This window comes from Prochlorococcus marinus str. GP2, from assembly GCF_000759885.1.
Lineage (GTDB): Bacteria > Cyanobacteriota > Cyanobacteriia > PCC-6307 > Cyanobiaceae > Prochlorococcus_A > Prochlorococcus_A marinus_J.
The window spans coordinates 71,180-92,263 of record NZ_JNAH01000003.1; the positions used below are offsets into that span (position 1 = coordinate 71,180).

A 21,084-nucleotide genomic window follows, 5' to 3' on the forward strand; every position below is an offset into this window, starting at 1 on the left:
TTTTGGAAGTTTCTTAAAAATATGAATCAAGTTAGTGTAATTAATATCAATTCTCCTTTTCTAGATCAAAAACCAGGCACCTCTGGATTAAGAAAAAGTACTTTAAAGTTTCAGGAACAACATTATCTAGAAGTTTTTATTGAAGCAATCTTACAATCATTAGAAGATTTAAAAGGTTCAACATTAGTAGTTGGTGGTGATGGCAGATATGGCAATATTGAAGCAATAGAAAAAATTGTCCAAATATGTATTGCTCATAAAGTTCAAAAGGTTATTGTTCCAAAATACGGTTTATTATCTACTCCTGCGACTTCACATTTAATTAGAAAAGAAAACGCTATTGGTGGAATTATTCTTTCTGCAAGCCATAATCCTGGTGGGATTGATGGCGACTTTGGAGTGAAATTGAATATCTCTAATGGTGGCCCAGCTCCTGAGATAATTACTAATAAGATTTTCAAGGCGTCACAAATACTAACTAGTTATAAAATTTGTAAAATTCAATTACCTGATTTTAGTGAATATGGAACTTATCCTTACGGTGAAACTACTTTAGAAATTATTGATGGATTAACTGATTATTCTAATTTGATGGAGAAAATTTTTGACTTTGATCAAATTAGTGATTTTTTAAAAAAAGACTTCTCGTTAATCTTTGATGCAATGAATGCTGTTACAGGCCCATATGCAAAAAATATTTTTGTTGAAAAAATGGGTCTTACACCTGATTGCGTCATGAATGGTAACCCGTTAAAAGATTTTGGAGGTTTACATCCTGATCCTAATCTTACTTACGCATCCCACTTGGCTGATTTGTTATTAAATAAAAAATCTTATAGTTTTGGTGCTGCATGCGATGGAGATGGAGATAGGAATATGATTTTAGGAAGTGGATGTTTTGTAAATCCTAGTGATAGTCTTGCAGTTATCACTGCCAATACAAAATGTGTCCCTGGTTATAAAGATGGTATTACAGGTGTGGCACGATCCATGCCAACCAGCTCAGCGGTTGATAATGTTGCTCGAGCATTAAATATACCTTGTTTCGAGACACCTACTGGCTGGAAGTTTTTTGGAAATCTTTTAGATTCTAATTTAATTACTTTATGTGGAGAAGAAAGTTTCGGAACAGGTAGTAATCATGTGAGAGAGAAAGATGGACTATGGGCAGTTTTGTATTGGTTACAAGTTTTAGCTGAGAAAAAATGTTCGGTAAGTGATTTGATGCAGAATCATTGGAAACAATTTGGTAGGAATTATTATTCAAGACATGATTATGAGGCAATTCCCTCAAATATTGCTAATCAAATCTTTGGTAATCTAACTTCTATGCTCGAACATTTAAAAGGAAATAGCTTTGCTGGCCATTTAGTCAAAGTTGCAGATAACTTTTCATATTTAGATCCCGTTGATAATTCCATTAGTGAAAATCAAGGTTTAAGATTGATCCTTGATGATAATTCTCGAGTAATTGTGCGCCTTTCTGGAACTGGAACTAAGGGTGCAACATTAAGACTTTACTTTGAGAAATTTTTCGATCCTCAACAGAATCTTTCGTTAAATCCTCAGATCGCTTTGAAACCTCTAATAAATGATTTAGATGATTTATTAAACATTTCAAAACTTACTCAAATGGAAACTCCTACAGTAATTACATAGAATTGAGAGTAATGATTTTTTGTTTTTATTTATATGCATTCAGAAAATTTATTTACTAATTATTCTCATATAGAAAATAATGCACCTTTGGCAGATAAATTAAGACCAAAGAATTTGGAAGATTTTTTTGGTCAACAACCAATCCTTAATGAGAATTCGCTTTTAAGAAGTGCAATATTAAACGATAAGATTAGTAATTTTATTTTTTCTGGCCCTCCTGGTGTTGGAAAAACTACTCTAATTGAAATTATTTCCTTTAATACGCGGTCAAAGTTAATTAAGTTAAATGCAGTTTTATCAAGTGTTAAAGAATTAAGAAATGAAATCGCTAATGCAAAAGATAGATTAATAAATTCAAACAGAAAAACAATTCTTTTTATTGATGAGGTCCATAGATTTACATCAGTTCAGCAAGATGCTCTATTACCTTCAATAGAAAATGGAACTATTACTTTTATTGGTGCTACAACTGAAAACCCTTTCTTTGCTGTTAATAAAGCCCTTGTTAGTAGGTCTCGTATTTTTACTTTACTTCCTTTGGCAGAAAATGATTTGCAGAAAATAATACAAAAAGTCATAACTTACTATTCAAAACAAAAAGATTCAAAAAAGGTTTATTTAAGTCAAGACGCCATAAGTCATTTAATTAAATTTTGTGGCGGTGATGCAAGAACATTAATCAATGCGCTGGAGATGGCCATAGAAACAACTCTTGAAAATAATGCTAAAGAAATCCATATTAATCTCTCAATAGCAGAAGATGCAATTCAAAAGAAAAATATTGTTTACGATAAAAATGGTCAAAATCATTACGATGTAATAAGTGCTTTTATCAAGTCCATAAGAGGTTCTGATCCAGACGCAACTTTGTTCTGGCTGGCGAATATGCTGGAGGCTGGTGAAGATCCTAATTTTATTTTTAGAAGACTACTTATATCTGCCAGTGAAGATATTGGAATAGCTGATCCTAATGCCATAGTAGTTGTACAATCATGTTGTGACGCCTTTGATAGAGTTGGTTTTCCAGAAGGATTATATTTTTTAACGCAGGCTTCTCTATATTTAGCTATTTCTCCAAAAAGTAATAGTACGAAAAGTATTTTTAAAGCAATTGAAAAAATTAAGTGTACTAATTCTTTTGATGTCCCACTTCACTTAAAAAATAATTCCAATAGTTATGTTAATCCTCATAATTATCCAGGCAATTGGGTAGCACAAGAATATCTCCCTCAATCTTTAAGAGGTTTAAAAATATGGCAACCAAATAAAAATGGATGGGAGAAAACTAAATATGAAGAACTGCTTAGAAGAGAAGAAAACTAAAAATTTCTTGAAGAACAAATAATCTTAGGATCTAAAGAAGTTTTTTCTTCGTATGCTAAAGCTATAGTCCAATTATCGAAGTTAATATGTGAATAATTTAAATGTATGTTTTTCTTATTATGAATCAACTCTTTTGGCTTTTCAAAAAATTGCCAATGGTTAATGTCTTTAGCTAATTTTCCATGATCCCATTTTATAGCCGCTTCAACAGCACACCATTGATTTAATATCATATTTTTTGTCAAATAATTATTATGATTTGTTTTGTTGGTATGTAAAAAATATTTTTCTGCAAATTTTATATGGTTAAAATCTCTATCTGTTCTCTCAATATCAATCCCTATTCTGCTTTTATGCCAAACTATAATAATGGCATCTTTACAATGACTTAAACTTATATTTCCCATGCCAGAGGGTAAACTTGGAGGTTTTCCAGGATAAGCATTAACTGGAATTTCTAGTGGATCTAAATCAAAAAGTGTTGAAAGTGATTGTCGTAAATAAGCTCTTGTTTCTAAAAAAATCTTTGATCTTGAACTTGTTAGTTTTTTTGCAGTTTTAATTTCTTCTACCGTTGCGACATCTTGCACACCTTTAATCTCATAAAACCAAATTTTTGGTATTTTATATTCATACTCATTTAATAATTTCAATGGCTCTTAAGGTTGGCGACAAAGCACCAGTATTTAAATTAAAAGATTCTTTTGAGAAAGAAGTTTCTCTTAGTGATTTTAAAGGTAAAAGAATAATACTATATTTTTATCCAAAAGATAATACTCCAGGATGTACTAAAGAAGCCTGTAATTTTAAAGAGAATTGGGATTTACTCCAAAAAAATAATATTGTCGTAATTGGAATTAGTAAAGATAATGCCTCCTCTCATCAGAAGTTTATAGAAAAATTTAATTTACCTTTTATTCTTTTAACTGATCCTGACCCTTTTAAAGTTTCTTCTGATTACGATAGCTATGGACTTAAGAAATTCATGGGGAAAGAATATATGGGAATGATGAGAAATACTTTCTTAATCGATACTGATGGTTGCATCGAAAAAATTTACCTAAAGGTAAAAGCAGCAATAATGGCTGATCATATAATTGCTGACCTTGGGTTAAGCTAATTCTCTAATGGACAAGTAGTGAATAATCATCCCTTCCATAACTAAATTAGGAGCATTGATAATATTTTCTTTTTCAGTCTTTAAAGATTTTGTGAGTAATTGAGAGTCTCCTCCACAGATTACTAAAATATCATTTGCGGGATTAAATAAACTATTTATCACTCCAGTTAGAGAGTTGATTACTCCTTTTAAAATTGCTTCTTCTGTATTAAGTAAAAAATCTTTGATCGGAATATCATATTTTTTGGGAACTTTAAGATTTTTTGTATTTTTTTCCATTGATTTTAATTGTGTTAGAAAACCTGGAATAAGTTGACCTCCTATAATAGATCCATTTGAATTCAATTTTGTTATTGATACTATTGTTCCAAAATCTGCAATTAGTAAATCTTTTTTGTCAGGGTTTTCAATAGTTTTTAAAGCGGCAATACATGCAAGAGCTCTATCAACTCCAAAATAATAAGGAAGATTAGATAACTGAATATCTTTAGTTTTTATTTCATTTTCTTTTTTCAATAAAAAATTTGGTAGTTTTCCTACAGAAGCCCAAATTAATTGATCAAGATCTATATTTTTTGGAACTTTTTGATCTTTTTTGGTATGGAAGAATTTAGATTGATTTTTAGAATATTTCGCCCAATGAAGCCTACTATTACCTACTAATAAAAAATTTATATCTGAGACCATTGTTCTATGATCAATTTAATTATTAATGTGTATCCCACATTCTTGTTTAATCCCTCCAAATCTTGCATCTCTGCCTTTTGTTTCAATACCATCGGGACTGCTTGAATGCCAATCCCCTACAGAAGAATAACCTTTGTTAAAAAGTGGATGGGCAGGTAAATTATTCTTCTCCATATAATAAAAAATATCTTTATTTGTCCAATGTAATAAAGGTCTTAAAGAAAGTCTTTGACGAATTACGTCTAGGTATTTCATTTTATTTCTATTTTCTGTTTGACTGGATCTAACACCGCTTGCCCAGCAGGAAATATTATATTTTTCTAGACCATTATCTAGAGGCTTTATCTTTCTTAATTGATGATACTTATCTAAATCACTTTCTTTATTTGTTTCCCAAAGTTTGCCGTATTTAGCCTCCATTCGTGCTGGAGATAATTCACTTTGAAGAACTTCTACTTCTAAGGATAAATCTTCAATAAGCTTTTCAGCGTAATGGTATGTTTCTGGAGGCAAGTAACCTGTGTCTATCCAAAATATTTTGATTTTTTTTTGCAGACATAATTTACTGACCATATCTAAAAGGACTGATGACTGAATGCCAAAACTTGTTGTAATGGCAAATTGATTATCAAACTTTTCATAACCCCATGAAAGTATTCCTTGAGGATTCATATTTAATAGATCATTATTATATTTCCTTAAGTTTGTTTGAATATCTTTGTGGATGTTTTCAATCATTCTTCAAATTGGTTATGAGTTTAATGTTACTTCGCTCAATTTAAAAATTATTCGTTTAGTTTAATAATACATTTAGGTTGAACAATATTTCTCCAATGAAATCAATACAAAAACCAATAGTAATAGTTGGAGCAGGTTTTGCAGGTATGACATTTGCTTTGAATTTAAAGAATCTTAATCCTTCTTTACCGATTCTTGTAGTTGATTCTGAGACTAACTTTATATTTAAACCTTTAATGTACGAAGTTTTAAGTCAAGAAATAAGAAGTTGGGAAGCCGCCCCAAAATTTGCAAATATTTTTTCTGATGCTGGTATAACTTTTTTAAGAAATTGTTTAACCAAGATTTCCTTCAAAGAAAATATTCTTGAATTTAGTGACGATTTAAAATTAAGTTATCAGTATCTTGTTATCTGTACAGGATCTATTCCAAATAGTTTCTCAATAAAAGGTGTGTATGAAAATTGTTATTTTTTTAATGATTTTAATGATCTTAATGAATTAAATTCTTTTTTCAAAAAATCACAAGAAACTGCTTTGCATAAAAAGTTATTTATAGTTGGAGGTGGTCCCTCTGGCATCGAACTAGCATGCAAAATTAAAGATATATTTATAAACCAATTTGAAATCAATGTAATAGAAAAATCAAATGAAATCCTTAATAAAAACAAAATTTTTAATAGAGAACAGGCAGAAAAGGCATTAGAAAAAAGAAAAATCAAAGTACTTTTGAATTCCACAGTTAAAGAAGTCTCAGAAACTAAAATTAGTATTTTAAGTGAGAATGGAATAACTTCTTTGGATAAAGATATCGTTATTTGGACGGCAGGGGTTAAACCTAATTTGTCTTACTTAGAAACTGATGAAATAACAAAAAAATTCGGAAGAATTTTAGTAAATAAAAATTCGCAAATAGAAAACCATAAAAACTGTTTTGCTATTGGCGATATTTCAATCATTTCAGGAATGGAGGATCTACCTATAACAGCTCAAGTTGCTATGCAAGAAGGAAATCATCTCGCTAAAAATCTAGAACTATTAATTAAAGGAAAAGATCCTTTACCTTTTGAATTTCAAGACAATGGTGAAATGATTAGCTTGGGAATAGGAGATGCTTCAATCTCTGGGCTTGGGGTTACTCTATCGGGGAAATTAGCTTTTGAGGCAAGAAGACTTATATATGCTTCTAAGTTGCCTGATATTACTGAAAGTTTAAAATCTGCATCTTCATGGATATTTCAAAAGAAATCTATTTTCAAAAAGTTTTTTTAAAAAGATAATCCTAATTAAACTTTTTTGAAATATTGTTTTTGGGTATATTGAGTTAAATCAGTTTTTTATGAATTTAATTGCGGTTGTTAGTAATAATTTTGACGCTTTTATAACAGTAGTTGTTTTAATAATGTCAATAATTTTGTTTATCAAAAATAGTATTGCGCCAGAATTGACTGGTTTGTTATGTGTTGGGATATTTATAGCTACAGGAGTTCTTTCCCCTGAAAAAGCTTTAGCTGGATTTGGAAGCCCATCCTTAATTACTCTTATGGGTTTATTTGCAGTTTCTTCTGCATTATTTAAAAGTGGTGCTTTAGATAGGGTGAGAGAATTGATTTCTTCTGAAAGTATAAGAACTCCAAGGAAATTAATTTCATTAATAGCTTTTTTAATTGCTCCAATATCTGGGATTGTACCCAATACTCCAGTAGTAGCATCCTTGTTACCTTTAATTGAAGGTTGGTGCGAGAGGAGAAATATATCACCATCTAAAGTTCTGTTACCTTTGTCATTTGCTACTTTACTAGGCGGAACTCTGACATTATTAGGTAGCTCAGTAAATCTCCTTGTAAGTGATATTAGTCAGCAATTAGGTTATGGAGCTTTGGAATTATTTAGTTTGACGTCAATTGGAATTCCTGTGTGGCTGATAGGAACTACTTATATGATTTTAGTTTCTGATATTCTTTTGCCAGATAGAGGGAGAGATAAAGATTTTATTAGAAATGGGGATATGAATATTTACTTCACTGAAGTTACAATTCCCTCTTCTTCTGAATTAGTTGGACAATCTGTGAGAAATAGTAGATTACAAAGACGATTTGATGTTGATGTTCTTGAGTTACAACGAAATGGAAAAGTTATCCTCCCTCCTCTGGCAGATAGGAAGATTGAACCTGATGATAGGTTGATAATCCGTGTTACGAGAGCTGACTTATTGAGACTGCAGCAGGAACACACCATTTTATTAGGTGAGAATAAAAAATCTTTAGCAGGAACTAATGTTTTCTCAGATGATGAAGGTACTAAAACCTTTGAAGCCTTGCTGCCAGCAGGCTCAACTCTGGCTGGTGCAAGTTTGAGAGAATTAAGATTCAGACAACGTCATAATGCAACAGTTTTGGCATTGAGAAGAGGTCAGCAGACTGTCCAGGAGAGATTAGGCCAGGCTGTTTTAAGAGCTGGAGATGTTTTATTATTACAAGCTCCTTTGGATTCAATAAGAGGTTTGCAAGCTAGTAATGATTTACTTATTTTAGATCAATTTGAAGATGATTTACCTGTCTTGATAAAAAAACCCATATCGATTGCAATTGCAATAGGGATGGTTGTTTTACCTGCAGTTACTAATATTCCACTAGTAGGATCAGTTCTTTTAGCAGTTATTACAATGGTTGCTTTTGGATGCTTAAGACCTGCAGAAATACAAAAATCAATTAGGTTAGACGTAATTTTACTGCTGGGATCCTTATCATGTTTTAGTGTCGCAATGCAAGTCACAGGATTAGCAGATTTAATAGCTGTCAATCTAAATTTTGTTCTTAATGGAATGCCTTTGTATTTTGCACTAGTTGTAATTTTTGTGTCGACTGTTATCCTTACACAATTTATTAGTAATGCTGCTTCGGTTGCTTTAATTTTGCCAGTTGCTATTGAATTTTCAAGCGTTTTAGGTATTGCACCAAGCGCTTTAATAATGCTTGTTTTATTTGGCGCAAGTCAATCTTTCTTGACTCCAATGGGATATCAAACAAATTTGATGGTTTACGGGCCTGGAAGATATAGATTTTTTGATATTGCAAAATACGGTGCTGGATTAACACTTATAATGTCATTTACAGTGCCAGCATTGATAATTTTAAATTTCAGATAAAAAAAAGTGAAATTCACTAGTAATGTTTATAAATTAAAAGATGCTTACAGAAAACTATCTGTACCTCAATTTACTATTGTTACAGGATTGTTTATTATTTTTTTTGGAACTTTAATTTTGAGTTCACCATTATGCTCATCTGCAAAGGTTGGTTTGTGGGAAGCATTTTTTACATCCACTTCCGCTATAACTGTTACTGGCCTAACCATAATAGATATTGGTATTGATTTAAATTTCTTTGGTCAAGTTTTCTTGGCTTTCATGCTTTTGTCAGGTGGTCTAGGATTAATGGCTATTACGACATTCTTACAAGGCTTTGTTGTAAAAGGGACAAAGCTAAGAACTAGATTAGATAAAGGAAAAACTCTAGATGAATTTGGAGTTGGAGGTATTGGTCGAACTTTTCAAAGCATCGCCATTACTGCAACTTGTATAATATCTTTTGGTGCAATTGTCTTATATTCTTTTGGATTTATAGATATACAAAATAAATGGGAAAGACTTTGGTCTTCTATTTTTCATAGCATATCTGCATATAACAATGCTGGTTTTTCTCTTTGGTCTAATAGTCTCCAAGATTATAGATCAAATTTTGTGGTTAATATTGTGTTTATTTTTCTCATTTTTATGGGTGGACTCGGATGGAGAGTCATTGATGATATTTGGTGTAATAAGAAAAATCTCTCATATAAAAAATTGAGTCTTCATTCTAGATTAGTTATTAGGACAAGTTTGTCTCTTATATTATTTGGATCATTAGGATTTTTTATCACTGAATCATTGTTAAATAGTCAATTTTTCAATAATTTAAATTTGTTTGAAAAGTTATTATCATCAATCTTTGAAACAGTCAGTGCAAGAACTGCAGGCTTTACAAATTACCCAATTTCTTTAAACTCTATCTCAGATACGGGCCTCTTGTTATTGATGACATTGATGTTTATTGGCGCAAGTACTGGAGGCACTGGAGGAGGAATAAAAACAACTACATTCATTGCATTAATGGCCGCAACTAGATCTACTTTAAGAGGGCAGAAGGATGTAATTATTAGCAATAGATTAATATCAGATAAAGTAATCTTAAAGGCTGTTGGAATCACGGTTGGTTCTTTGCTTTTTATTCTTTTAATGGCAATGCTGCTAAGTACTACTAATACATTTGTTAAAAAAGAATCTTTCACATTCCTAGAAATTTTGTTTACTTGTATATCGGCATTCGCAACAGTTGGTTTTGATATCGGTTTAACTGAAAAATTAAATCATTTTGGCCAATTTATTCTCATTGTTGGGATGTTTGTGGGTAGGCTTGGTATACTTTTGCTTTTAAGTGCACTTTGGCAGGCTCTCTATAAGAGTAGAATAGATAGACAAAAGAGAATTGGCTATCCTAGGGCTGATCTTTATGTTTAGGATTCACTGAGTATTATTATGGCTGATTGGTGGCAGTGGTCTCAAAAGAGAGAAAAAGAAGCATTGACTTTTGCAATTGTCGGAGTTGGAAGGTTTGGAACCGCAGTTTGTAGAGAACTTATAAGTAATGGTGCAGATGTTTTAGCTGCTGATTATTCAGAAAAAGCTATTGATGATTTGAGACAATTAGAACCTTCTATAGAAGCTAGAGTTGTAGATTGTACTGATGAAGAGTCTATGAAAGAATCTGGAATACTTGAAATGAATACTGTTGTCGTGGGTATAAGTGAACCTATTGAAGCAAGTATAACTACGACACTTATTGCTAAGGATAGTGAAGGTAGCAAAGTGAAAAGAGTAATAGCGAGAGCTACAAGTGACTTACATGAAAAAATGTTAAAAAGGGTAGGGGCAGATAAAGTTGTCTTCCCTTCCAGAATGCAAGGAGAAAGATTAGGTTTGGAACTGGTTAGACCAAACCTAATTGAAAGATTGGAACTTGATAACCAAACTGGTATAGATGAAATAACTGTTCCAGAGGAGTTTATTGGAAGATCTTTGCGAGATTTAAACATGCGGAAAAATTATTTAGTAAATGTTCTTGCAGCAGGACCTGCAGAAGAATTAACAGTTAATCCTCCTGCAAAATACATTTTAGAAAGAGGAAATATTTTGGTAGTTATGGGAAAAACTGCAGATCTACAAAAATTACCTCAAAATTAATTATTTTGATCTGATTTTTTATAGTATCTAATTCTTTGAGGAGCTCTTTTTAATTTTCTGATGCTTTGTTTTTCTAGTTCTTCTCTAAACTTATTTGTATTTAAATTATGTTCTGAGAAAAGTGCTTTGCCTTCTTTTTCAAAGTAATTTTTTAAACCTTCTTGTATTAAAACTTTTGCCATATTACTGACAGTTCGAGACTCATTGGTGGCTAAGATCGTCAGCTGATCACAAAGTAACTCTGGAAGAACTACTTGAATTCTAGGGGATTTAGGCTTCCCATTTGTTGAATTCTGGCGGGTAGCCATGGGTAAATGTTGATAACTGTTACTTATTAGTATACACAGTTAGTCAAGGATAGTATCTTTGTGTATATTAATTAGTAAGGAATTATATGCCCGTATCAATTAATGATTTTATTGCCTTATGAAAAATTCAAGAAAACTTGATTCACCTAAACGGTCGATAATTGATAAAAAGAAAAAAAGATTAGTTAATTCGGATCCTTCTGAATATGAAAATAGCGATGTTTTGGTTTCAGCTGTTATCAGTCCATATTTGTTAACTCATCTTCACCATATTCTTCAACAGTCAGAGTATTACGCGCAAAAAGATGGTAGAAAATCTCATGCAGCTAATTTCGCCAAACTAAGAAAGGTTTTATGTTCAGATGCAAGAAGTATGGCAGATGCATCAGCGAAAGAAATAAAAGATACAGATAATGATTTATCTTTTAATGAATATAAAGAAAAAAATGCAGCTTGAGGTAATAATCTATTAGTAAATAGTATTTTAAAAAATGATTAGTAATGCTGAAAAGCTCTATAAATTAATAGCAAAAGACTCTAAACAGAAACAAAGTCTGTTTATGTTAGCTTTGACTAACCCTAAAAAAGCTCTAGACAAAATATGCGATATTGGTCATGAATTAGATATTTCAGTGACTAAAGAAGAAGTTATTGAATATTTAAGTACTATTGATGATGATGCAACTAAAATGTGGTTAGTTAAGGCTCGCGGAGGTCTTTAGGAAAAGGTTTCGAATAATTATTGTTTTGATTCGTCATTGGTTTAATTCTTTTATTGTAACCTCCTCCACCAGCTAAAGTCCAAAAGAACCAATAACTTGGAATTGCAAGAGCTGCAGCTATGAAAATTACTACAATTTGTTCTATTCTTTTCATAATTCAATTTTATTCCACAAAATATTTTTTAGTAAATAAGCCTACTATTTTGTAAATTCTATTTTAAAACAGTGATTAGATTTGAGGGTGTAAGCAAAATTTATTCGACCGATGTTGTTTTAAAAAATATTCACTGGGAGATTAAGAAAGGCGAGAAAGTTGGCTTAGTTGGTTCAAATGGTGCAGGTAAATCAACCCAATTTAAGATTTTAATTGGTGAGGAAGATCAAACAAGTGGAACGATTATCAAGGAAGGGAATCCTAAAATTGCTCATTTAAAACAAGAGTTAGATTGTCAATTAAATCGTTCAGTGAGAGAGGAATTAGAAAGTTCTTTCAAAGATGTACAAATTGTTTCCATTAAACTTTTAGAAATTGAGTCAAAAATGAAATCGTTGGATATAAGAAAAAATTCCAATGAACTTGAAATGTTAGTAAATCAGCTTGCAAAATATCAAGCAAAATTTGAAGCCTTAGGTGGGTATAAAATGCGTTCTGATGTAGAAAAAATATTGCCGAAGCTTGGTTTTTCTGCCGAAGATGCTGATAAATTAGTTGGAAATTTTTCAGGTGGTTGGCAAATGAAAGTGGCGCTTGGAAAAATAATCCTACAAAATCCTGATTTACTTTTACTAGATGAACCCACCAATCATTTGGATTTGGATACTATCTTCTGGTTGGAAGAGTATTTATCTTCTCTAAAGATTGCAATTATTATAATTAGCCATGATAGATATTTTTTAGATAAATTATGCGAAAAAATAATTTTTATAAATAGAGGGATATCTGAAATATATAATGGGAACTATTCTTTTTTCGTGGAGCAAAAATCTTTAAATGAGGAATCTCAAAATAAAGCATTTCAATTACAACAAAAAGAAATCGCAATCCAAAAGAAATATATAGAAAGATTTAGGGCTAGTGCAACAAGAAGTTCCCAAGCTAAAAGTCGAGAAAAACAATTAAAAAAGATTTCTAGAATTGAATCGCCTACTGCTACTTTAAAAAAAGTCTCTTTTAATTTTCCAGATTGTCCTCGTTCAGGAAAATCAGTTCTAACTATCAAAAATTTGTCGCATAGTTACGATCATAAAATTCTATTTTTAGATGTTAATTTGAAGGTTGCTGCAGGAGAAAAAATTGCAATATTAGGCCCTAATGGCTGTGGTAAATCTACATTACTAAAATTTATAATGAAAAGAATAACTCCTGAAATTGGAGAAATTAATTTTGGTAAACATAATGTAATTACAAGTTATTATGAACAGAACCAGGCTGAAGCACTTTCACTTCATGAAAAGGTTATTGATTTAATATGCAATAAATCTCCAGATTGGCCACAAAAAAAAGTAAGAACTTTTTTAGGAGGTTTTGGTTTTCAAAATGAAACTGTTTTTAAGACTATTAAACAACTTAGTGGCGGAGAAAAGGCAAGATTAGCCTTGGCGCTTATGATTATGACTCCCAGTAATTTTCTTCTATTGGATGAGCCCACCAATCATTTGGATCTTCAATCTAAGGAAAATTTAGAATTAGCAATTAAAAACTATAAGGGCTCACTATTAATCATTTCGCATGATAGATATTTCATTTCAAAAGTTGCAAATAGAATTATAGAAATAAAAGATTCAAAGTTATTTTCATACAATGGTAATTACGAATATTTTTTAGAAAAAAGAAAAGAGTAAAATAAAGTATTAAACATCATCTAATAATTTTTCTTTATATAGGTTGCCGTCATTTCTTGATCTAAAAATTACAAAAAAAATGAAAGTTTTGGCTTTTACTAATTTTTTAGATTACTAATATCAGTTGGTACTACTTTTAACTTAATTAATTTATTTCTTCGCCTTAATAATATATTTATTTGTTTAGTAATACCATGGCTACTGATTTGGTTTGTAACGTCTGAAGCTGTTTCGATATTTTTATTACCTACTTTGATAATGATGTCATCTTTCATAATTCCACTCTTATCAGCTGGACTATTTGGTACTACATAACCAACTTTTACGGCATTATTGTTTGTTTCATAATTTGTTTCATTTATTAGGCTTATCCCAATCATGGGATGTATTACTTTCCCATTATTTATGAGTTGATATGCAATATCTTTCGCTTTATTAATTGGGATTGCGAAACTTAAACCAGCCCCTGGACCTGATCTGATCAAGGTATTAATACCAATTACTTCTCCATTGCTATTCAATAGAGGTCCTCCTGAATTTCCAGGATTAATAGCTGCGTCTGTTTGAATTAGTTCAAGCTTTTTATCGTAAATTCCTAATTGAGTGACGTTTCTTTTGAGGTTACTGATAATACCAAGCGTAACTGTGTTTTCTAGTCCGAATGGATTTCCAACTGCAATTGCCCAATCACCAACTTTAATTTTTGTTGAATCACCCAATTGTGCAATTGGCCAAGGTCCATCTCCCTCAATCTTTAGTACAGCTAAATCAGTAAAAAAGTCTTGTCCTATAAGTTTTGCCTTTAATTTTTTGCCAGTAGTTAATCCAACGATTACTCTATCAGATCCATTGACAACATGAGAATTAGTCATTACAAGTCCGTCTGCGAAAATGAATCCACTTCCCTGGTTCTGTTCAATCCTTGGTTGATTATCGTAGGGTAAATCTAATCCAAAAAATCTTTCAAAATATGGGTCTATATTAAGTTGAGAATTTCTCGGAAATTTTCTTTTTTTAACATATCTTTGAGTATCAATAGTTACTACAGAAGGACCAGTTTTTTCTACAGCTTCAGATATGAAAGATCTTTTTGAATAAAAATTATCTTCATTAAAATTTGTTTTAGTTAATGGTTGGGATATTACATTTAATGGAAATATAATACCCATTGTAATTGCTGATGAGATTAATAATTTTTTGTGGTTATATGGTTTGAATTTCATTTTTATATACTTCTCTTTGACATTAAATAATTATCTATTAATGTAATTTTATAATAACTTCAAAAAAAATTTTTATTTAGTAAAGAGAATAAATTATTACCTTAAAATAGCTATTTCTCTTTTTTTCGAGCTATCATATTAATCATATATATTATTAATCTATAAGTTTAATGACACTCCTATTTCCAATTATATATTCAGCGGCCTTAACATATCTCGTTTGGAAAGCTTTTAAGATTATGTCTAATGGTTGGGGTATTTCTGGCATAGAAAAAAAACATTTTTACAAATCAAATCTAAAACAAAAAAAGTATACAATCCATCCAGAACTTCTTGATAAATCTGGAAACATAACAGAGGAGGAATTATTAACAGTAAGATTTTCAAATGATAATGATAATACCCTGGAAGAAAAAGGTTCAACCACTGATTAGTCAAATTTAAATTTAAGGTAAAACAATTGGAATTAAGAACAAAAATTGTCTCAGCAGTTATAAGATCTCTTAAGTTGCCACCTAGGTTTAGACTAAGAATGGTTAAAGAAGATCCTGTCAGGCTTGAATTAAGTTTAACTCCTTCTTATGGCAAAAATCCGATTATTGTTGGTTTAGTAGAATCTTTAGATTTAGTTGCTAGAAGAGATAGAGATGGAAGATTACCTAGAGATTTGCAAGGGACTTGGGATTGGACAGTAAGACATGGAAAAGTCAGTACAGGAGGATGGAATCCTATGTTAAAAGAAGCATTACAAACAATGTTTGATACAGGATTACCTGCAATTGTATATGAGGAATTAACTGGAGATGAGTATCGGCCTGTTGATGGTCTTAGACATGTTAAATAATTAATTTATTATTTATCGTAAATTCTTCCTCTTAACGTTAAAATATCTAAATAATCAATCTAGTTAATTATGAACGAAGAAAATCAGCCAAGATTTGGATTTGTTAATTTTGCTGAAACCTGGAATGGTCGTATGGCAATGATGGGTATTTTGATTGGTCTGGGTACTGAATTAATTACTGGACAAAGTATATTACGTCAAATTGGAATAGGTTAGAATTTCATTTAATTTCTACAGCTTTAACCTCGATTGTACTTTCACCTGGTTTTTTTTCTACTTGATTTCTGCTATTCATATTCTTAAAATCAGCACCACAATTAATACACTTTTCATTTAAAGACGAGGATATTGCACCACAACTAACACATGTATTGAGTTTAGACTTATAAAAATTAAAACCTATTGCTATAAGTATTAAAAATAAAACAGGAATTAGTAAAAAAAGGAGAAGGATATTTCCAAGCAGACTCATTAAAAAGTTAATCCCAAAAATTGGGATAACTAGTAAAAAAATTAATGAAAAAAACAGGAAATTTTGATTAGCTTTAAGAAAATAGTTCATAATAATTATTTTCTACTGTATCTTTTTTTATTAACTAAAGACATACTAGCAATTACGACACTCCAACATTGTCCAAAATATAAAATCACTCCTAGTAGCCATACCCATAAAGTAAGTACCAGAAAACCTCCAATGAAGCCATATGCTTGAAATCTTGTGCCAAGAGAAAGAATACTTTTACTTACTGCCAGATTCAAAGTTGTTAGGCCAATGCCAATAAGTAAAGATCCAGGTAATAGTGGTTTCAAAGGAACTTTCCTACTGGGTAAGAGTGCTTGTAATAAAAGAGCCATTAAAGAAAAGCCAATTAGTGGTATAGCAAATTGCCCAACTTGCAATAGCGGTAACTTTAGTAATAAATCAGAAATTAAATTATTAGATTTTGAAAGATTTTCTAAAACGTTACTTGGAATCATCCTAATGTTCGCACTAATCTGGTCCAATACCATTAAGAAACCTATAAAGAATACTATTAAAAAAGCTTCAACTCTATTTCTGAGAAACCTAGAAGCTTGTTCTCTCCAAGGAGCATTTATTTTTTTAGAAGGAAGTTCGTCTTCCCACAACCTATCTGAACCTCTTTGGAGAGATAAATATGCATTTCCTGCAGTAAAAAGCAAAAACATTGCCCCCAGAATACCTGCTCCAAAACCTTGATCAATTAACTTAAATAATGTTGTTTCGACTAATTCAACTACTGAAGGAGGCAAAATCTGAGCTGCAACAGAAATGATTTGTTCATCTAAACCTTCTTGTTTTCCTAAGAACCATGATGCTATTGAAAGAGAAATTAGCAGAATAGGAAAAAATGATTGTAGTGTGTAGTATGCAAACGCGGCGCTCAAATCAATACAATCAGATTTGCTCCATCTCTCACAAGCTCCCCACAAACTTTTCATTATCCAAGTTGTACTTCGCTGCATATTTATTTTCTTCAAATATTTATCACATATCTAATATTATTGTATCTAATTAATTTATTTTTCAAGCAGATATTGATCTATGATCCCACTATTTTTCTAATAATAAATTCCCCCATGGCTTTAAGATTTTCATTTTTTCTTCTGATTTACAGGCAATTAATGGGAAATTAATATTGCTTAAGTTTTGTCCTGAAACTAAATTTAAAGGGTCTGTTTTTAACCAGTCTATAGAACAATTTAGTTCCTCTAATAAAAGCCAGGCTGCCGCAATATCCCATATCTTGGGAGTTGATTCTATTGCTCCGAAAGTTTGTCCCATCGCGACACTTGTTAGATTCAAACTCGAGACACCTAGGAGCCTGATTTTTCCAGGAAATATTGAGTTTGGTTTTTTTTGCAAAATTTTTATAGACCTACTACATAAAGAAATGCATTCACTATGGTGATTCTTCTGGCTAGGGTTTATTTTTTGGTTATTTAACCAAACACCTTTGCCTTTGATTGATATAAACTTTTTTTTCAATGTTGGAATTATTAAAAAAGAAGATTGAGGTCTGCCATCTACGAATCTTGCTACAGATATAGACCAGTATGGAATACCTGCAGCAAAATTTGTTGTACCGTCTAGTGGATCTACTACCCAATATGCTTTTGTATCTGGAATTGACTTTCCTCCCTCTTCACTGAGTACACCTTCATCTGGAGTTATTGAAGCTAAACCATCAACGATTGTTTTATCACTCCATAAATCACAACTTGTTATTAATGATCCATCTGCTTTATTGCTAGCACTAATATTTCCAAAATCTCTTAGTTGACGCTGACTAACTAATTCAAATAAAGAGTCCAGTTTATTTAATTGATCAACAGTTAAATTTGTATGTTTCATATTGGAATATTGCAAATGGATTCTTTATCAATGTTTTTATTAATATTTTCCGAGCAATTTTTGTTTTTTTCAAGGAAAGTTAATTTTTCTAATTCATCTAGTTTCACATTGAAATTATAAATTGCGTCAATATTTTTTGATTTTGCATTACTTAATTCACTTTGTCTTAGAAGTACATCTTTAAGAGTAGATATTCCAACATCATATCTAAGTCTGGAAAGTCTTACAGATTCTTTACTAGATTCAATTTCTTGGAAAGATGAAATTATTTTCTCTTCATTTAATTTAAGATTCAAATAAGCTTGACTAATCTTTGTGGTCAAAACATTTTTTAGATTTTCAAAAGCATATTCTTCAGCCTTTGCATCTTTTATTTTTGACTTGTAAGAGTTATTGTTCTGCCCACCATTAAAAATATTCCATGCAAAATTTAGACTTATAGTATTTGTATAGTTTGATCCAGATTCTTCAGAATCTATATTAGGTGATAAAGAGTCACCCCTGGAGAATATACTTGAGAATGTGTTGCTAATATAAATTTTTGGCTTATTTTGAGATAAAAAACTATTTGCTTGACTCCTTTTAATAGATTTTTGAAGAAGAAGGTTTTTTAAAGAAAGATTTTTATCGATACCATCTTTAATATTGTCATTCAATTTATGGTTCCAGAAACCTATTAAATTTTGCTTTTTACTTACTTCTATGTCTCCTTTTATGTTGAGGATTTCTTTTAGTAAAATTTTGTTAATTTCATGTTCAATTTTCTTTTCAAAAAGAGACTGTTTATCTCTAGATAACTGAGCTTCTGCTTCTAGAACCTCAAATTTTGTACCAACTCCAGCCTCTAACTTTGCTTTAGCATTATTCAAACTCGTAATCGACAAATTAAGTGTAAATTTTTTATTTTCTATATCCTGATATGACTTTTGATACTTATGGTATCTTAATTTTGCTTCTTGAATTAAATCTTTTCTCTTTATCTCATAGTTATTTTTTGCAATTTTGAAATTTTCTCTTGCAATTTTAATTTCTGATCCCCTAAGCGGATCTACTAAATCCCACCTAAAAATAATAGAAGGATTAGCTGTAAATTGTGATGTTTTCAAAGTCTCTAAATTACTATTATAATTTTTACCTGCGGTATATTTTGGTAATCCATTAGCTTGAAAATCTAGGGAAGGGTATCTTTTTGCAATTTGACTTGAAAGATTAAAGCTTGCTGAGGCAGTTAAATTTTGTAGCGATTTTAACTCTGGATTATTTAAGATAATTTTCTGTATATTTTCATAATTAATAAAAGAATTATTTGTTTTTTGTTCTAAACCTCTATTGATATTGTTTTTTGTTTCGCTCGAATGAACATTTATTGAATTAATACAAAAAGTAAGAGGTAAAAATAAAATAGGATTTATTACTCTTCTAAGCATTTTTTAAAGTAGAAGTGTTACTCGATTTTCCAATCAAAGTATCTATAATATCATTTGAATCATCTAGAACGTGAATTTTAGTTTTTAATTGATCTTCCACGTCTTTAATATTTTTATCATCTAGAAATAAATCAGTATTCAGTTTTAACATAATTGATGGTAAGTAAATAGCATCTCCTAATTCTTTATCTTTAAGCCCGCAAATTATATCTTCACCTGTAAGAAGTCCAGTTACAACTTGTTCTTGCCCCCAATAAATACTGGGTAAACCATATAAATTAATGGTTAATCCATCGATTAAGTTTAATTTTTTAACTATAGGAATTAGTGCTTCATAAACTAATTTACCAACAACCCAACTAATTGTTTTGGGCTGATTTACTTTTTTGGGGAGGTTTTTAGTCTTTTCACTTAATGTTTTGAGAAAGCTTCTAATTGAACCTACTCCATTTGACTCTTGAGGCATATCTTCGTAGGTATTGTAACTAGGTAAATTTCTACCAGCAATTAAATACCATTCGTCTGCTAACCAACAAAAACGAGTTCCAAGATTTTTTTGTAATAAGGATTGAATTCTCTCTACTTTTTTGATGATCTTAATCGCGTATTCTGAACTTATTGATTTTAAGCCATCATTGGCAGGTCTAAATTTTGTAAGTCCTACAGGAACTATCGCAACTGAGAGGACTGTTTGAGTAGTTTTTTTAAAGAATTCAGCAAGATCTAAAATTGATTTCTCAAGAATCTCGCCGTCATTTATATTTGGACATACGACAATTTGAGCATGAATTTGTATAGAGTTTTTTTCAAACCATGAAATTTGATCAAGGATTGCCCTTGCTTTTTTATTTTTTAATAAATTTTCTCTAGTATCAGGATCAGTAGCATGAACCGAAATAAAAAGTGGAGATAGTTTTTGTGCAGAAATTCTTTCCCAGTCTTCATTTTTTAAATTAGTGAGAGTAAGATAAGAACCATAAAGGAAACTTAATCTATAGTCATCATCTTTTACGTAAAGACTTTTTCTTTTACCGCTTGGCTGTTGATCAATAAAACAAAATGGACATCTATTATTGCATTGCTTGATTGAATCGAATAATGCATCTTTAAAATTAATACCTAAATTAACGTCCTGATCTTTTTCGATACTTATATTATGAATTTCATCATTTTTATCTAGAACTGATATGTTTAAAATCTCTTCACTAATTAGAATTTGATAATCAATTAAATCTCTTGGTTTTTTTCCATTTATACTGATTATCGAATCACCTGATTCAAATCCTATTTCTTGAGCAATTGAATTAGCTTCAATACTTTCAATTTCTGCAGGGTTTATTCTATAAGTAATATTAGGAACCAAAAGATCATTGTGATCTTCTTTGTAATTAATTTCTTGCCACACAATTTAAGGCCAAATACTCTTATTATTATTTATTCTAAACTTACATATGACTCAAAGTGTATTAAATACTTTTAAAAAACTAAATATAGGTTTGAAATTATGGGCATTTGATTTATTAAAATATGGCATTCG

Annotated in this window: 24 protein-coding genes; 13 read left to right on the forward strand and 11 right to left on the reverse strand. The window is 30.7% G+C overall.

Features of this window, described 5'->3' with window-relative positions; genetic code table 11:
• Nucleotides 1-21 precede the first annotated feature (21 nt).
• Both EU91_RS07245 and EU91_RS07240 read left to right on the forward strand, forming a co-directional pair.
• Entirely contained in the window at nucleotides 22-1,659 is a 1,638-nt protein-coding gene (locus tag EU91_RS07245) for an alpha-D-glucose phosphate-specific phosphoglucomutase (RefSeq protein ID WP_032523859.1), read from the forward strand.
• Nucleotides 1,660-1,692: 33 nt separating this feature from the next.
• Nucleotides 1,693-2,982 (forward strand): AAA family ATPase, encoded by a 1,290-nt coding sequence (locus EU91_RS07240; protein ID WP_032523860.1) that lies wholly within the window; start codon nucleotides 1,693-1,695, stop codon nucleotides 2,980-2,982.
• Here EU91_RS07240 and EU91_RS07235 read toward each other — a convergent pair.
• Complete coding sequence (locus EU91_RS07235; RefSeq protein WP_032523861.1) at nucleotides 2,979-3,635, reverse strand: 4'-phosphopantetheinyl transferase family protein; 657 nt, start codon at nucleotides 3,633-3,635, stop codon at nucleotides 2,979-2,981. The two genes, EU91_RS07240 and EU91_RS07235, sit on opposite strands and share 4 nt — an antisense overlap.
• On the opposite strand from EU91_RS07235, the gene bcp reads away from it, so the two are divergent.
• Nucleotides 3,635-4,102 carry a thioredoxin-dependent thiol peroxidase gene (bcp, locus tag EU91_RS07230; protein WP_032524186.1) on the forward strand — a complete coding sequence of 156 codons (468 nt, stop codon included), beginning with the start codon at nucleotides 3,635-3,637 and terminating at the stop codon, nucleotides 4,100-4,102. The genes EU91_RS07235 and bcp overlap by 1 nt on opposite strands.
• On the opposite strand, the gene EU91_RS07225 is transcribed toward bcp, so the two are convergent.
• Nucleotides 4,094-4,789: a type III pantothenate kinase gene (locus tag EU91_RS07225; RefSeq protein WP_032523862.1), complete on the reverse strand. Its 696-nt coding sequence runs from the start codon at nucleotides 4,787-4,789 to the stop codon at nucleotides 4,094-4,096. The genes bcp and EU91_RS07225 overlap by 9 nt on opposite strands.
• 15 nt (nucleotides 4,790-4,804) lie before the next feature.
• On the reverse strand, nucleotides 4,805-5,527 hold the full coding sequence (locus EU91_RS07220; protein WP_032523863.1) for a phosphoadenylyl-sulfate reductase: 723 nt from the start codon (nucleotides 5,525-5,527) through the stop codon (nucleotides 4,805-4,807).
• A 95-nt stretch (nucleotides 5,528-5,622) separates the two neighbouring features.
• Between EU91_RS07220 and EU91_RS07215 the strand changes: the two genes are divergently transcribed.
• The 4 genes from EU91_RS07215 (at nucleotide 5,623) to EU91_RS07200 (ending at nucleotide 10,807) form a co-directional block, all read left to right on the forward strand.
• Nucleotides 5,623-6,798 carry an NAD(P)/FAD-dependent oxidoreductase gene (locus tag EU91_RS07215; protein WP_032524187.1) on the forward strand — a complete coding sequence of 392 codons (1,176 nt, stop codon included), beginning with the start codon at nucleotides 5,623-5,625 and terminating at the stop codon, nucleotides 6,796-6,798.
• A 67-nt stretch (nucleotides 6,799-6,865) separates the two neighbouring features.
• Entirely contained in the window at nucleotides 6,866-8,674 is a 1,809-nt protein-coding gene (locus tag EU91_RS07210) for an SLC13 family permease (RefSeq protein WP_032523864.1), read from the forward strand.
• A 6-nt stretch (nucleotides 8,675-8,680) separates the two neighbouring features.
• Nucleotides 8,681-10,084 (forward strand): TrkH family potassium uptake protein, encoded by a 1,404-nt coding sequence (locus tag EU91_RS07205; RefSeq protein ID WP_032523865.1) that lies wholly within the window; start codon nucleotides 8,681-8,683, stop codon nucleotides 10,082-10,084.
• Nucleotides 10,085-10,102: 18 nt separating this feature from the next.
• A complete protein-coding gene (locus tag EU91_RS07200; protein WP_032523866.1) occupies nucleotides 10,103-10,807 on the forward strand; it encodes a potassium channel family protein in 705 nt (234 codons plus the stop codon).
• Here EU91_RS07200 and EU91_RS0108385 read toward each other — a convergent pair.
• Complete coding sequence (locus EU91_RS0108385; protein WP_032523867.1) at nucleotides 10,804-11,115, reverse strand: ribbon-helix-helix domain-containing protein; 312 nt, start codon at nucleotides 11,113-11,115, stop codon at nucleotides 10,804-10,806. The two genes, EU91_RS07200 and EU91_RS0108385, sit on opposite strands and share 4 nt — an antisense overlap.
• A gap of 118 nt (nucleotides 11,116-11,233) precedes the next feature.
• Here EU91_RS0108385 and EU91_RS07195 point away from each other — a divergent pair, with 118 nt between their 5' ends.
• Complete coding sequence (locus tag EU91_RS07195; RefSeq protein ID WP_032523868.1) at nucleotides 11,234-11,572, forward strand: hypothetical protein; 339 nt, start codon at nucleotides 11,234-11,236, stop codon at nucleotides 11,570-11,572.
• A 34-nt stretch (nucleotides 11,573-11,606) separates the two neighbouring features.
• Complete coding sequence (locus tag EU91_RS07190; RefSeq protein ID WP_032523869.1) at nucleotides 11,607-11,837, forward strand: hypothetical protein; 231 nt, start codon at nucleotides 11,607-11,609, stop codon at nucleotides 11,835-11,837.
• On the opposite strand, the gene EU91_RS09255 is transcribed toward EU91_RS07190, so the two are convergent.
• A complete protein-coding gene (locus EU91_RS09255) occupies nucleotides 11,815-11,991 on the reverse strand; it encodes a hypothetical protein (RefSeq protein ID WP_193741583.1) in 177 nt (58 codons plus the stop codon). The two genes, EU91_RS07190 and EU91_RS09255, sit on opposite strands and share 23 nt — an antisense overlap.
• Before the next feature lie 71 nt (nucleotides 11,992-12,062).
• On the opposite strand from EU91_RS09255, the gene EU91_RS07185 reads away from it, so the two are divergent.
• Nucleotides 12,063-13,679, forward strand: a complete 1,617-nt coding sequence (locus EU91_RS07185) for an ABC-F family ATP-binding cassette domain-containing protein (RefSeq protein ID WP_032523870.1) — start codon at nucleotides 12,063-12,065, stop codon at nucleotides 13,677-13,679.
• 98 nt (nucleotides 13,680-13,777) lie between these two features.
• Here EU91_RS07185 and EU91_RS07180 read toward each other — a convergent pair whose 3' ends face one another.
• The gene (locus EU91_RS07180; protein WP_032523871.1) at nucleotides 13,778-14,902 is read right to left on the reverse strand and encodes a trypsin-like peptidase domain-containing protein; all 1,125 of its coding nucleotides are present in this window, start codon (nucleotides 14,900-14,902) and stop codon (nucleotides 13,778-13,780) included.
• Nucleotides 14,903-15,072: 170 nt separating this feature from the next.
• On the opposite strand from EU91_RS07180, the gene EU91_RS0108390 reads away from it, so the two are divergent.
• From EU91_RS0108390 to EU91_RS07170, 3 genes are all read left to right on the forward strand, one after another.
• Entirely contained in the window at nucleotides 15,073-15,336 is a 264-nt protein-coding gene (locus tag EU91_RS0108390; protein ID WP_032523872.1) for a DUF2973 domain-containing protein, read from the forward strand.
• Nucleotides 15,337-15,362: 26 nt separating this feature from the next.
• Nucleotides 15,363-15,746: a hypothetical protein gene (locus EU91_RS07175; RefSeq protein WP_032523873.1), complete on the forward strand. Its 384-nt coding sequence runs from the start codon at nucleotides 15,363-15,365 to the stop codon at nucleotides 15,744-15,746.
• Between the two features lie 69 nt (nucleotides 15,747-15,815).
• Entirely contained in the window at nucleotides 15,816-15,962 is a 147-nt protein-coding gene (locus tag EU91_RS07170; RefSeq protein ID WP_032523874.1) for a high light inducible protein, read from the forward strand.
• Between the two features lie 4 nt (nucleotides 15,963-15,966).
• Here the strand turns inward: EU91_RS07170 and EU91_RS07165 are convergent, their stop codons facing one another.
• The 5 genes from EU91_RS07165 to EU91_RS07145 form a co-directional block, all read right to left on the reverse strand.
• Entirely contained in the window at nucleotides 15,967-16,218 is a 252-nt protein-coding gene (locus EU91_RS07165; RefSeq protein WP_241433918.1) for a hypothetical protein, read from the reverse strand.
• A gap of 95 nt (nucleotides 16,219-16,313) precedes the next feature.
• Nucleotides 16,314-17,231, reverse strand: a complete 918-nt coding sequence (locus EU91_RS07160; RefSeq protein ID WP_032523876.1) for a YihY/virulence factor BrkB family protein — start codon at nucleotides 17,229-17,231, stop codon at nucleotides 16,314-16,316.
• An 88-nt stretch (nucleotides 17,232-17,319) separates the two neighbouring features.
• Nucleotides 17,320-18,120, reverse strand: coding sequence for an inositol monophosphatase family protein (locus tag EU91_RS07155; RefSeq protein ID WP_032523877.1), 801 nt, complete (start codon nucleotides 18,118-18,120; stop codon nucleotides 17,320-17,322).
• Nucleotides 18,117-19,547 (reverse strand): TolC family protein, encoded by a 1,431-nt coding sequence (locus tag EU91_RS07150; RefSeq protein ID WP_032523878.1) that lies wholly within the window; start codon nucleotides 19,545-19,547, stop codon nucleotides 18,117-18,119. The genes EU91_RS07155 and EU91_RS07150 overlap by 4 nt, the downstream gene beginning before the upstream one ends.
• Complete coding sequence (locus tag EU91_RS07145) at nucleotides 19,540-20,952, reverse strand: TIGR03279 family radical SAM protein (RefSeq protein ID WP_032523879.1); 1,413 nt, start codon at nucleotides 20,950-20,952, stop codon at nucleotides 19,540-19,542. The genes EU91_RS07150 and EU91_RS07145 overlap by 8 nt, the downstream gene beginning before the upstream one ends.
• Between the last annotated feature and the right edge of the window lie 132 nt (nucleotides 20,953-21,084).